A 13278-nucleotide genomic window follows, 5' to 3' on the forward strand; every position below is an offset into this window, starting at 1 on the left:
ACCACCCACCACCTACCACCTACCACCTACCACCTACCACCTACCACCTACCACCTACCACCTACCACCTACCACCTACCACCTACCACCCGGCACCCGGCACCCGGCACCTACCAGTCCCACCTCTCTTTCCTCCTCTCCCAGTTTGCCTATTGCCGAAACTCAGTGCAGGCTATGGCTGTAGCGCATCACAGTCATCGGTCTAGCACGAAAGGCATCTTATGGCCCAGGCAATCATGAATCCGGAAGAGGTCCGGCGGTTCGCTGAAGAACTGAAACGGTTCAACACGGACCTCCAGAGCCGTATGGGGTCCCTGCAGGCGAGGTTCGCGGCGTTGGGCGATAGCTGGCAGGACCAGGAACATGAAAAGTTCTCCGAGGAGTTCAAGCAGACGATGAAGGCTCTGAAGAAGTTCGTGGAGGTTTCCAATCAACACTCTCCGTACCTGCTCCGGAAGGCTCAGCGGATCGAGGACTATCTGAATCAGCGTTAACTCCACGTGCCCGAAAAAGCCAAAATCACTTCGGTCGATGCCTTGGAGGCGTTTCGGTCGAATCTGGTGGTCTACGTCTCGAAGGCTCGGCCTGCCCTCGAGGAGGTCAGCTCGGATGTCATGCGGCTTCGGCTGTGGCTGCAGGAGGATCGGACGGACCATTGGCAGGCTCAGGTGAAAAAGCGCCAGAGGGTCCTGGAACAGGCGCAACAGGCCCTCTTCAGCGCCCGAATGTCGAATCTCAACGAGGCCACTTCAACGGCCCAGTTTGATGTCCATCGCGCCAAGCGCGCTCTGGAGGAGGCGGCTGAGAAGCTTCACAAGGTCAAAGCCTGGGATAAGAAGTTCGAGTCGCTCTCGAGCCCTTGGCTTCGCCAGATGGAGAAGCTTCACAGCGTCCTGGCCCACGACCTGCCTCTGGCGGCGGCGCACCTTTCCGAGATGGTCCGGTTGCTGTCCGACTATGCCGAGCTCCGCGCCTCCGGTGGCGCTGCCGCTGGCGCTCAAGCTCCTGCTGCGGAAGCGATCGTTTCTGAAACCTCTGCGGACGCTCCAGCGTCTGCATCGAACGACTCTTCCCCTGTGATTGGTTCCGGGTGAGGCTGGATCCTTTGTACGGAGTTCCGCCTTTAGGCGGTTCCCTGAGGCTTGATGACTATGAAGATGCTAAAATCCTACGCTGCTAGGCCAATTCCTGCGCCTTTTCCGCCTGAAGGCGGAACTCCATGCAATAGAGCGAGTGTCTCATGGTGCCTTGGATCGGCAAGCAGCCTCACCAGGAAAGAATCACACCCCTAAGTTTCCTCCTGACATGAGCATCGTTGCCAATCGAACCCGTTTGGAATCCTCCACCCAGCAGCTGCTGGCGCAGTGGCGTCAAACCAAGGAATACTGGCAGGACGCCAAGGCGTCGGAGTTTGAGCGCAAGTACCTGGATGAGTTGCTCTCGAGCGTAAACGTCGCCGTCGCGGCGATGGAAGAATTGGAGAAACTGGCGTCGAAGGTAAGGATCGATTGTGAATAACCCTTGGGCAGTCAAGCAGGCACTGGAATGGGTGGAGCAGCTTCGGACGCTGGTCGCTGAGGCAACCTCGCGCGAGGAATGGCTGAACAACGATCTGTCCACCCGAACCAAGCTTGCTCGACAGCAGTGCCAAGCCGCGGTGGACGTCGTGCTTCGCCAGTTCGCCAGCGAGCGCACGGCAGTCGAAGCCGGACTTCAGTCGGCTCGCCAGCGGGTTCTTGAAACCTACGAGCGTCGCAAGGCTCGGTTTAAAGAAGCTCACAAATCGGCCAAAAAGCGCGCGCTCCTGGCGATTGAGGAGGAGGAGGGACGTCGCAAGTATAAGCTTCAGATGGGGACGATGCAGGCGACCCGTGACCGTGACTCGGGTTTGGCCGCGGCCGACAAGGCCTTGGACGCTTACCAGAAGGAGCGCGAGCAAGACTCCAAGCGTTTGGATCACCTGGAGGAGCGGGCAAATGCCTCTTTCAGCGGCTATGGACGGTGGCAGCGATGGCTAACCGGGCAGGGCACTCGCGCCGAGGTGGATGAGGCTCAGGACGAGCAGCAGATGGCCGAGCAGATCCGCGCCCTGATCGACCGAGTTGAATCCGACCTGCAGCGGTTCCGGAGCTTTTTCCTGCCCGCGTTGTTCCGCTTTCTTCCGTTGTGGGTGATCTTGGTGCTGGGGTTGGTTCCCATGGTTCCGGTGCTTCGCCAGTTTCAGATCCCGTTTCTTTCGTATCGCGATGCCGGCATCGCTGCCGGCGCGCTGTGCGTGCTGGGGCTCGTGCTTCATCTGTTGGGCCGTCGACAGGGAGATCCGGTGGCTCGGGAGATTGCCCTGGGATGTTTGAATTCACGGCGCCTGATCGAGCTAGGCTTGGTCAAGGCCGATCAGCGGCGGACTGCCGACCGTGAGCGGATCGAGAACACCTACCAGACCCGAGTTCAGGCCATCGAGCAGGATTGGACGCAGGCTCTGGCCGATGCCGGCTCTTGGCGCGAGAGCTGGCCCGCCCGGCTGCAGGCCAAGGAGACCAGGGCCTTCGAGACGAACGAGCGATTGCACCGGCTTCACCTGAGCCGCCACGAGCGTCAAGCCGCGGAGGTTTTGGGCAAGCTTCAGGGGATGGCGGATGCTCGGCAACAGGAGCTGCAGGCGGTCTGTACTGAGAAGGAGCAGCGGCTCAAGGCGGAGCATGATGCGCAATGGGCACAGCTGGAGTCGAACTGGAAGAGCCGCATTCCCGCCCTTTTGGCCGAAGTCAACGCGCAGCAGCAGCTCTCGACGACCTTGTTTCCGGCCTGGGATGCCCGATTTCTGGCCGCCTGGAAGCCGCCGCTGGAGTTGTCTCCGTCCGCTCGCTTGGGGGAACTCCGAGTCGACGTGTCGACATTCGCCAAGGGCCTTCCCAAGGATCCACGGTTGGCTTTTCCCGGGCCAGCCCGTTTGCTGGCGCCACTCGAGTTGGTGTATCCCGGCCAGGGTTCCATTTTGTTCGAGACGTCCGAAACCGGACGCGATGAGGCTGTTGCTTCGCTCAACAACTTAATGCTGCGGTTGCTCTCCACCGCACCTCCGGGAAAGGTTAACTTCACGGTGTTCGATCCGGTCGGGTTGGGACAGAACTTCGCGGGTGTCATGCATCTCGCCGATCACGAGGAGCACTTGATCAACGGTCGGATCTGGACTCAGACCGAACAGCTCGAGCAAAAGCTCGCGGATCTGAATGCGCATATGGAGAAGGTGATCCAGATGTATCTGCGCAACGAGTACCAGACCATCGCGGATTACAATCGGGAGGCTGGCAATATTGCCGAGAAGTATCTTTTCCTGGTTGTGGCCGACTTCCCCAGCGGCTTTAGCGAGACCGCGGTACGACGCCTTATGAGTATTGCCACGAGCGGGGCCCGTTGCGGCGTCTACACGCTCATCCACTGGGATAGGCGGCTGCCGCTTCCGCAGGATTTTGTTGCAGACGATCTGCGCAAAGCCAGTGTCGCCCTGACGGTCCGATCGGCTGATCTGATCTTTACCGGCAACGTCCTGCCGGGCACGCAGGTCGCTTTGGATTCGGGACCCGACGCCACTCTCGCCGTTGAGTTTGTTCACAAAATGGGACGAGCTAGCCGCGATTCGAATCGGGTGGAAGTCCCCTTCTCCCACGTGACGCCGCCCGATGCCGAGATGTGGACGCAGGAGACCACCTCTGAACTGCGGGTGCCGATCGGCAGAACTGGCGCCACCAAACTGCAATACCTGGCCATCGGCAAGGGCACTCGCCAGCACGCGTTGCTGGCCGGTAAAACGGGCTCCGGCAAATCCACGCTTTTCCATGTGGTGATCACCAATCTGGCTTTGTGGTGCAGTCCCGATCAAGTGGAGTTTTACCTGGTCGACTTCAAGAAGGGCGTTGAGTTTAAGTGTTATGCCACCCAGAAGCTACCGCATGCCCGCGTCGTGGCGATCGAGAGCGATCGCGAGTTTGGGCTGAGTGTGTTGCAGCGTTTGGACGAGGAACTCAAGCGCCGCGGCGATCTGTTCCGCAAGCTCGGCGTTCAGGATGTGGCCGGATACAAGAGATCGGGCGGCACCGAGCCGATGCCCAGGACCCTCTTGCTGATTGATGAGTTTCAGGAGTTCTTTGTGGAGGACGACAAGGTGGCGCAAGGAGCTTCGTTGCTTCTGGATCGAATTGTGCGCCAAGGCCGTGCGTTCGGCATTCATGTCATCCTGGGATCCCAGACCCTGGGTGGCGCTTACACGGTTGCCCGGGCGACCCTGGGTCAGATGGTCATCCGAATTGCACTGCAGTGCAATGAGGCGGATTCTTATCTGATCATGGATGAGAACAATTCGGCGCCGCGTTTGCTCTCGCGTCCCGGGGAGGGCATTTACAACGACAGCGCCGGCACCCCTGAGGGCAACAGTCCTTTCCAAGCCGTTTGGATCTCTGACGAGGAGCGCGATGCCGCGTTGTTGAAAGTCCGGCGGAAGGCGGCGGAGTCCTCCCGGGTGTATCCGGGTCCTTTCGTCTTCGAAGGGGATGCGCCGGCTGACTTGGCGGAGAACGAGCCCTTGCGCGCCTGCTTGGCGCAGGATCGGGTGCTTCCTTCCCGCAGCCCGCGGGTGTGGCTCGGGGCGCCCAATGCGATCAAAGGTCCGACCGAGGCGATCCTCCAGCGGCAAAGCGGCAATAATTTGTTGCTGGTGGGGCAGCGCGAAGAAGCGGTTCTAGCCATTGTCACAGCCGCGATCCTCTCCCTCGCCGCTCAGTCCCCGGCGGGAGCGTTGCGGGTTTATCTGTTCGACGCAGCGGCTCCGGGCACCCCTGAACGGGAGTACATCGAACGTTTGACCCGGGCGCTGCCGCAGCAGGTGACGTTGGTCGGAAACGGCGATGCGGCTCAGGTCATGAATGAGCTGACAGAGGAACTGAAACGTCGGGCCGAATCAACTGATCTGGCTGCGGAACCCCTCATCCTCACCTTGGTTCACGATCTGCAGAAGTTTAAACGCCTGCGCAATGAGGAGGAATTCAGTTTCTCCACTGACGACAGCGAGGCTCCGAACACCGGCGCTCAGTTCACCCGGCTCATCTCCGAGGGGCCTGCCTTGGGCCTGCATGTCATGGCTACTTGCGACACCTACAACAACGTGAACCGTTGCCTGAACCGCAAGACGCTCACCGAGTTCGAGATGCGGGTGCTGTTCCAGATGAGCGCCAACGATTCTGCCAGTCTGATCGACACTCCCAAGGCCAGCACCTTGGGGCTGCACAAGGCGATCTATTACAACGAGCAGCAGGGCTATCTCGAAGTGTTCCGGCCGTATGCGCTTCCGGACGCGGGTTGGATCGACGCGTCTGCGGCTCGCTTGGTGCGGCCGGCCTCCCCTCTCCCGGGTGCATGAATCCGAAACAGCAGTTCACCTCCGGGCTCCTCGTTTCTCTGTTATTCGCGGCGCTGTGTCTCTGGGGAGGCAATGCCTCGGCGCGGGATCTGTGGAGCACGGGGTATCATCCGGGCTGGACGCAGGGCCAAATGCCTGCGAGTGCGATTGACTATTCGGCGCTGAGCCACGTTATCCATTTCGCGGTGATTCCCCGAGTCGACGGAACACTGGACACCGAGACTCTGAGTCTGACGTCCAGTCATATCACCGACAGCGTAGCGCGTGGGCATGCCGCCGGAGTAAAGGTTTTGGTCTGCGTGGGCGGGGCCGGAACATCCGCGGGTTTTCGCGGAGCAACTCAACCTGCCAAGCTCGCCGGCTTCATCAATCGCCTGGTGACGTTCGTCACCTCGAAGGGTTACGATGGACTGGATGTGGATTGGGAACCGCTGGATGAGTCTGATACCCCCGCCTACCAAAACCTGATTCGCGGGTTGCGCTCGACTTTGACTCAAAGGAAGCCTGGTTCATTGCTCACGGCTGCGGCTGCGGAGCAACCCGCTCTCTTCAGTTCGGTTCAGGGGGAGTTCGATCAGATTAACGTGATGACCTACGACATGGCCGGCCCATGGCCGGGTTGGGTCACCTGGTTCAATGCGGCCTTGTTCGACGGCGGCTTTCGGTTTCCCAGCACCGGCGGTTTGATCACTTCGGCAGACGGCCTGATCAATCGATTCATCTCGGCCGGTGTTCAGCCCGCCAAACTCGGACTTGGCATCCCATTCTATGGGATTGTCTGGAAGGGTGGAACGGGACTTCCGGCTGGAGGGGCGACCTTGCCTCGCCAGGGATGGACATCTGCTCCGGAGGTCACTGCGGTGGCGTTCCGTGAGATCATGGCGAATCACTACACGGCGGCGCGCTATCGATGGGATCCGAATGCCTACGCTCCCTATCTGACCGTTAATAACCCGGGTTCGAGTGAGGATCTGTTTGTCGCCTATGATGACGAGCGATCTTGCCGAGCGAAGGTAAGCTATGCTCGTAACCGGGGGCTTGGCGGTGTGATGATCTGGGAGTTGAGCCAGGATTATCAGGCCTCATCGCCTTTGGCCCAACGTCATCCGTTGCTTGCGGCGATGAAGGAGTCGTTGGAGGCGCCGCGATTTAGTTCCATCGAGCAGGTGGGGCAGAGCGTACGTCTCAGTTTTCAAACCATGCCGCTCGCGCGTTACGCGGTTCAGTGGTCGACCGGGATTCCAGGAGGAGCTTGGTCCAATCTGGTGATCCGGATCGGTGACGGGGAGCAGATGGTGGTCAACGACAGCCTTGCCGGAAAGGGGCCGGCCCGATACTACCGGATTAAGACGCCACCGTGAGACGGGGCAACCTCAACCAGGTAGGGAGAGACTCCGTCGAGCCCATGCATGCCCAATGTGTGAACGAGCGTATTGAGTCACCGCGAAGAGCGATGATGGGTGATCTTCTTTACCTCCAAAATTGGGGACTATAGACAAGTTGGAGGAGATTCTCACTTCTTCGCACGAGTTCCTGAGGCCGAAGCCGAGAACCCACAGGGTTCAAAGAGGTTTTTTCAACCTGTTTTCTCTGTGTTCTTTGTGGTTTCCTTCAACTGTTTTTTCCAGGTTGAATCGGACAACGCAGGTTTCAGAAGCCGGTGGCATCGCTGCGCGATGCTGCGTACTTTTAACAGTTTCCGGGGGTGCGAGCACCCCCGGCTAAATTTCTTTGAACCCTGCGGGTTCGGGGCCTCTACCGCTTTTCGGCTTAAACCTTCAAGCCGCGGGCTTGAACCTGTGCTCGAGTGCGCTGGTGATCTTCCTGCAGGATCACTTGCCAGCCGCGTCGGACTCCCGTCTCAATGTTCTCCGGTCGATCATCGATATAGAGAATATTGCTCCCGCGGCATCCGGTCATCTGCTCCACCACCTCGTAGAGTTTGGCATCCGGTTTCATGGAGCCATGCTCATAGGAGAGGATGTATCCGTTGAAATTCGAGAAGAACGGATAGGCCTTCCGAATATGCGGGATGGCGATGTTGTTCGTGTTTGAAAAAATGAAGGTGGGGATCCCCAAACCGCGGATGGCGGCGTGAAGCTCGATCATCTCGTGCATCGGCTCGAAGATGTTGGAAAAGATATCCACGAATTCATCGAAGCTCCCGCGGAATCCGGTGGCCTGGCTCACCGCTTGGTAAAACTCCTGCTCGGTCATTAATCCGGTTTCAAACCGGTAGAGGAGCTGAGGTTGGAGAATAAGCTCTCGAATTTGCTCAACGTTTCTGACGCCACTTTCGGCGAGACGGCGGGAGGCGATTGAGTAGTCGAATTCCAACAGAACTTTGCCCAGGTCGAAAACGACCACTTGGGGAGACTTGATCGAGGGTTGAGACATCGGTTCGCGGCTTCGTGTTAAGGTTGGAAACGAGTGGGTGGATGCCTAGGTCAGCTCGCGGCGTCCTTCGAGCGCTCGATGAAGCGTGAGCTCATCAGCGAACTCGAGTCCGGTGCCCGCCGGCAGACCATGGGCGATCCGGGTGACTCGAATGCCCCGCGGGCTCAGCCGTTTGGCTAGATAATGGCTGGTGGCATCGCCTTCCACATCGGTGGCGAGAGCGAGGACAATCTCTCGGATCGGCTCCGTGCTGAGGCGGTTTTCCAGCTGGACGATGCGCAGGTCCTCGGGTCCTACCCCATTCAGGGGGGAAAGACGCCCCCCGAGAACATGGTAGCGCCCCCGGAAGTTGCCGGCTTTTTCCAGGCTGAGGATATCGACCGCCCGCTCCACCACGCAAACGAGCGCGCCGTCGCGCGAGGTGCTGGCGCAGATGGGGCAGGGGGTGGCTTCGGTCAGCGCCCCGCAAATGCCGCACAGGTGGACCTTCTCGCGAGCGGTGTTGAGCGCCTCGGCCAATCGGCGGATGGAAGCTGGTTCCGTCTGCACCACGTGCAAGGCCAGCCGCTCGGCCGAACGAGGGCCGATACCGGGTAGCTTGCTCAGTTCGTCCTGGAGGCGGGCGATGGCTTCGGGTAAGACGCTCACGAATTCCTGCCTACATGAGACCGGGGATGTTCATTCCGGCCGTGACCTTGCTCATCTCGGCGTTGGCGATATCGCGCGATCGGTTCAAGGCCTGGTTGACGGCAAGAAGGACCAGGTCCTCCAGCATGCCCACATCGCCGGAGGCGGCGGCTTGGGGATCGATCTTGATCGAAGCGATGGTGCTGTCCCCGCGGGCAACGACCTTCACGGCCCCGCCCCCGCTGGTTCCCTCGGCGGTCAGGTTAACCAAGCCTGCCTGCACTTCTTGCATCTGCTGCTGCATGCGCGCAGCTTGCTTCATCATTTTTCCAATACTCGACATAGGGTGATCTTCTAGGGGTTGTTTGAAAGGAAGATAGACCTGGGATCAGGAGCGAACTTCGACAATGCGACCGCGGAAGAGTTCCAGCGCCTTCTGAATCAGAGGGTCGTCCTTGAAGTCAGTTGGATTGAGCTGCACGGGAGGCGCAGGTGGCGGTGTGGCGGCCGCTCGAGCGGCCGGGGGGGGAGCCCCGTTGGGCGTCGCTGGGGACGGTTGTGATGGTGCAGGAGTCGCTCGTTGAGGTTCAGGTGCCGGCGTGGGAGCGGGTTTGGCCCGGTCCGCGGGAGCCGTCGCCTTGACGAATTTAACGTAGGTTCCCGGCCGGCCCAGCTCCTTGAGCTTGGTCTGGAGAAGCTCGATGTTCTTGCTGTTGTTGACGAGCTCAATGTGGTCGGCGAACTCGGGTTCAAAGCCAATGGTAAAAATGCTCCCTACATGCGAGACCGGGAACGCTTCGAGCAGGTAGCTGCGCGTAAACGGGCTCACGCGACCCACCGCCTCCAGCAGTTGGGGCCACAGGGCCTCGAGATCCGCCGGCCCGGTCGATGGAGGTGCAGCTTTGGAAGCAGATCCCGCGTCGATGATCTCCGCCGGGACAGCTGGGGCCGACGCAGCCGCGGCGGGCACAGCGGCAGCCCGCGGGGCGGGCGAGGATGATGGAGGCGCTGGCCGCTGAATCGCCGCCGGCGCCGCCATCGGTGCCGCACTCGCAACCGCCGCCGCCGGAGCTGCCGGAGTAGCCGCCGAGGAACCACGAGGGGCAGCGGAGCCTTGTGAGCGGAGTTGCTTGAGCTGTTCCAGAACGGCGTTGATGCCCAGCGAATTCCGAGCTTGGATCGCCTTCAAGAAGGCAACTTCGAGAAAAATCTTTTTGGAAGCCGCTTCACGCATCCGTCCCTCGGACTCAGTGAGTACCTCCATCATGCGCGTGAGGACTTCAGCGCTGGCTAGGGCCGCATGCTCGCGAAGCCCGGCTCCTTCGGTCTCTGATACCTCGAGCAAGCTGAGATCACCGCCTGAAACCTGATAGACCAGAAGGTTGCGAAAGTGGCTGAGCACATCCGAAAGCAGTCGAGTGAGATCCTTCCCATGACGACACAGGGCATCCAGCTCGCGTAGCACCGCGCCGGCATCTGCTCGCAAGATCCCCATCGCGATGGCTAGAACCTGGGCGTGGGAGGTGAGCCCGAACATGGAGAGCACATCTCCCTCCTCGATGTGGTTCCCGCAAAAACTGATCAGCTGATCGAGAGCGGACTCGGCGTCACGCATGCCGCCATCGGCTCCCCGGGCGATCGCGTGAAGCGCGGCTTCGTTGGCATCGACTTTTTCCAGCTTCGAGATATGGGCCAGGTGCTTAACAATCAGGGCCACAGGTATGCGGCGGAGATCAAAGCGCTGGCAGCGCGAGAGGATCGTGGGAAGGACTTTCTCCGGGTCCGTGGTGGCAAACATGAACTTCACATGTGCCGGTGGCTCCTCCAAGGTCTTCAACAGGGCGTTGAAGGCCGCGGTTGAGAGCATGTGAACCTCGTCAATGATGAAGATTTTGAACTTTGAGGAGGCGGGAGCGAATTTAACCGTGTCGCGCAGTTCCCGCACCTGGTCGACGCCGTTGTTGCTGGCACCGTCGATTTCTAGCACGTCCAGCGAACGCCCCTCGGTAATCTCCTGGCATCTTTCGTCGTCATCGCTGAAGTCCACACTGGGCCCCCCCGTGCAGTTCAGGCATTTCGCGAAGATGCGTGCGACCGTCGTTTTGCCGGTTCCTCGCGGGCCGCAAAACAGATACGCATGAGCAATCCGGTTTTGCGCAATGGCATTGGCCAGCGTCTGGGTGACATGCTCCTGGCCAACGACATCGGCGAACCGTTGCGGGCGATACTTTCTCGCAATGACCTGATATGACATGTGCGGCCCCGTCAAAAAAATAAAAAGCCAGGGTGACCACGGCGGATGGAGAGCAAACTGCCGTTGCTGCATTCCTGCCCTGGCGGGGTTCGTAAGTCCCCATTCCATGGGCCCTGGCAAAAGACGAGGAGATTAAGCCTGACCCCTTCTGAGGCGGCAAGCAGTTAATTGGGACTCTTGTCTGGGTGGGGGGCGGGGGGTAGGGAGAGACTCCGTCGAGCCCACAGCGGCCCGAGGCTGCGTTGCAGACGGAAGCTGAACCCCGATGAGGGCCTCTCCGCGTGGGTTATCCCTGAGCGCTTCTCGCCGTGGCTCTCTCCACCTTCCCAGATCCTGGGTATTCATGAGCAAGTCTTTGCGGATCCGGGTCATCCGAGAAATCCGCGGTGAGTTCATTTCCGGTTTTAGGTTCAACGCCCGGGAGTGGAGATGACAATCCGATAGAAGCGCTGAGCTGCCGGCGGATCCGCGTCCAGGTAGCTCGACTCGCCACCCGTGCCAGAGAGGGTGACGATGGTCTCCCAAGCGTCGATGGTCGCTGACCGTTGGATCTGATACGTGACGCCAGTTTCGCCGCGAAAGGAAAGTTCAAACCCGCTAGGGAGCGTTCGACCCACCAGGGCGGGACGCTCCGGGGGAAGGAAGGTGCCGAACAGCTCCAGCTTGAGGCGGGTTAGCTGGCCGGTATTCAGAAAGCGGCGGTCAGCCAGTTCGACGACCCATTCTCCTTCGGCCGGTTCCCCCCAGTGCCGCACCGACAAAAAGGTCCAGTTCAGGGTGGTGCCGAACGCTGGCGAATGAGGCTCGGCCAGCAGGCTGGTCATGCCACTAGGGGATTTCAACAGGAGGTGCAGATCGCCCCAGTCATCGTGGGTCAACTGCACCTGCAGGGTGGCGTGTTCGACCCTAAAGCGGGGAGCCATCACTGGAAGGGAGACGCGCAACCCAGTGGCTTGGTTGTCCGGAATGGACAGGTCGAGGTTCGACCGCTCGATGGCTGTCTGCTCGCGGTCCCCCAAGGGCTGCCACTGCGCCGCCAAGACGACTGCAGCCTCCGCATTCACCAACCCCGCTCCATATTTGTGGTTGAAATGAAGTCCCGCCCCATTGGTTTGCCAATCAAGATCTGAGGGGTCGTTGCGCACTGCGGACCGAATCAGAATTTCTTGAGCGTCCCGCCAGCCCAGTTGAGGATTCTTCGACAGCATCAAAGCCAGGGTCGCCGAGACCAGAGGGGCGGACGCCGAGGTGCCGGTAAAGTTGGTGGTGTAGTCTCCCGAAGCTGCGCCGTCGAGTCCGAGCAAATCGGTCGTGGTGAGTCGAGGCAGTCCGGAACTGCCGGAAGGAGCCGATACCACCAAGCACGCGCCCGGCTCTCCGTAAGAGGTTTGAGTACCGTGATCGTTTACCGATCCCACCGCGATCGTGTAGGGGGAGTTGGCGAAGCCGTCATAGTTGGCATTGTCGCCGACCCCGCGCCCGTTGCCTCCGGCAAACACGATCAGGCTCCCACGGCCACCCCGCCCGAGTTCTGCGGCGTCCTGAAGGGCTGCGGTGGCCAAAGGCCCGATACCCTCCAGCAGGCCCGTTCCGTCCGGGGCTCCCCAGCTGCAGTTTTTGACGGCCAGGCGATCATTGAGGTACAGCAAGGCTTCCGCTTCCGCGGAATCGGTGGTGGGGGCAGCGATTAACCGCAAGCTTACCAGCTGAGAGCGAGGCGCTCCCCCGGTTACTCCGATGCCATTCCCTTCGCGGGCAGCGATCAACCCCGCAACTTGGGTTCCGTGAATGTCCTCATCGAGGTTGCCGGGGCTTGGATCCCCGTCTCCGTCATTCCAGTCCCAGCCCGGTAGATCGCTCAGGTTCGGACTCAGGTCAGGGTGGGTGGATTGCAAGCCATCATCAACAATACCAATCGTAACGCCTTCGCCCCGGACTTGCTGCCACACCGGAAGGCAGTTCAGGTCGATGCCCGGCAATCCTCCAGACTGACCGGTGTTGCGGAGGTGCCATTGTCGGGGAAAAAGGGGATCGTTGGGCTCGGTCTTCCGACTGCGCTGGCGGGCTAGGACCGGTTCGAGCTGAGCGACCTCCGCGGCCGACATGAGCTTGCGAGCGAGTTCCAGCCCGGCATCGGGAGATCCGGCATCCACCATAAAATAATGTTGCCGCGACGCTATTGGATGCCATTCGCCGACGCCTAGCTCGCGGAAGATGCCTGGAGCTTGAGCGGGTTCGAACAACCGGACCAGCAGGCGACCGTCGAAAGTGGCTTTGGTTTGCTGCGTGTGAGGAACTCCGACGGGGCGCATGACCCAATGGTGCCTTACCACACCTCCAGGCTTTGCCCCAGTCGCGGGCTCCTGCGGCGTTGGCAAGGGAGTCGGATCCACTCCCCACTCTTGGATTTGGCCCGACCTCCAAATCGAAAGGCGTTTAACGGGCGGGCTGGCAACCGCTCCCGCAGCACCAAGCGGCCAGGCACCTAATGATAAGGTGATGGCAACCCCCGAAATGAAAGCTCCGATTCGCACGGCTTCTCCGTCTCAGATGCTGCCTCATCATCGGCTGAACGAGTGGCTTGCTC

The 13278-nt window shown here is 60.3% G+C and carries 10 protein-coding genes and 1 other RNA gene; 5 read left to right on the forward strand and 6 right to left on the reverse strand.

Features of this window, described 5'->3' with window-relative positions; translation table 11 throughout:
- The first annotated feature begins 221 nt into the window (after nucleotides 1–221).
- The 5 genes from JNN07_04955 to JNN07_04975 all read left to right on the forward strand — a co-directional run bounded on the left by JNN07_04955 (nucleotide 222) and on the right by JNN07_04975 (nucleotide 6774).
- Nucleotides 222–494, forward strand: a complete 273-nt coding sequence (locus tag JNN07_04955; GenBank protein MBL9167067.1) for a WXG100 family type VII secretion target — start codon at nucleotides 222–224, stop codon at nucleotides 492–494.
- 6 nt (nucleotides 495–500) lie between these two features.
- Nucleotides 501–1094, forward strand: a complete 594-nt coding sequence (locus JNN07_04960; GenBank protein ID MBL9167068.1) for a hypothetical protein — start codon at nucleotides 501–503, stop codon at nucleotides 1092–1094.
- 211 nt (nucleotides 1095–1305) lie between these two features.
- Nucleotides 1306–1518 (forward strand): hypothetical protein, encoded by a 213-nt coding sequence (locus JNN07_04965; GenBank protein MBL9167069.1) that lies wholly within the window; start codon nucleotides 1306–1308, stop codon nucleotides 1516–1518.
- A complete protein-coding gene (locus JNN07_04970; protein MBL9167070.1) occupies nucleotides 1511–5413 on the forward strand; it encodes an ATP-binding protein in 3903 nt (1300 codons plus the stop codon). Before JNN07_04965 ends, JNN07_04970 begins: the two co-directional genes overlap by 8 nt.
- On the forward strand, nucleotides 5410–6774 hold the full coding sequence (locus JNN07_04975; GenBank protein ID MBL9167071.1) for a glycoside hydrolase family 18 protein: 1365 nt from the start codon (nucleotides 5410–5412) through the stop codon (nucleotides 6772–6774). Before JNN07_04970 ends, JNN07_04975 begins: the two co-directional genes overlap by 4 nt.
- A 409-nt stretch (nucleotides 6775–7183) precedes the next feature.
- On the opposite strand, the gene JNN07_04980 is transcribed toward JNN07_04975, so the two are convergent.
- The 6 genes from JNN07_04980 to JNN07_05005 all read right to left on the reverse strand — a co-directional run bounded on the left by JNN07_04980 (nucleotide 7184) and on the right by JNN07_05005 (nucleotide 13003).
- Nucleotides 7184–7810 carry an HAD family phosphatase gene (locus JNN07_04980; GenBank protein ID MBL9167072.1) on the reverse strand — a complete coding sequence of 209 codons (627 nt, stop codon included), beginning with the start codon at nucleotides 7808–7810 and terminating at the stop codon, nucleotides 7184–7186.
- 45 nt (nucleotides 7811–7855) lie between these two features.
- Nucleotides 7856–8458, reverse strand: a complete 603-nt coding sequence (recR, locus tag JNN07_04985) for a recombination protein RecR (protein ID MBL9167073.1) — start codon at nucleotides 8456–8458, stop codon at nucleotides 7856–7858.
- 10 nt (nucleotides 8459–8468) lie between these two features.
- Nucleotides 8469–8780 carry a YbaB/EbfC family nucleoid-associated protein gene (locus JNN07_04990; protein MBL9167074.1) on the reverse strand — a complete coding sequence of 104 codons (312 nt, stop codon included), beginning with the start codon at nucleotides 8778–8780 and terminating at the stop codon, nucleotides 8469–8471.
- A 45-nt stretch (nucleotides 8781–8825) separates the two neighbouring features.
- On the reverse strand, nucleotides 8826–10691 hold the full coding sequence (gene dnaX / locus JNN07_04995) for a DNA polymerase III subunit gamma/tau (GenBank protein ID MBL9167075.1): 1866 nt from the start codon (nucleotides 10689–10691) through the stop codon (nucleotides 8826–8828).
- Between the two features lie 22 nt (nucleotides 10692–10713).
- Nucleotides 10714–10810: signal recognition particle sRNA small type (gene ffs / locus JNN07_05000), an RNA gene on the reverse strand.
- 291 nt (nucleotides 10811–11101) lie between these two features.
- Complete coding sequence (locus JNN07_05005; protein MBL9167076.1) at nucleotides 11102–13003, reverse strand: S8 family serine peptidase; 1902 nt, start codon at nucleotides 13001–13003, stop codon at nucleotides 11102–11104.
- Between the last annotated feature and the right edge of the window lie 275 nt (nucleotides 13004–13278).

It is taken from the genome of Verrucomicrobiales bacterium (assembly GCA_016793885.1).
In the GTDB taxonomy this organism is placed as follows: domain Bacteria; phylum Verrucomicrobiota; class Verrucomicrobiia; order Limisphaerales; family UBA11320; genus UBA11320.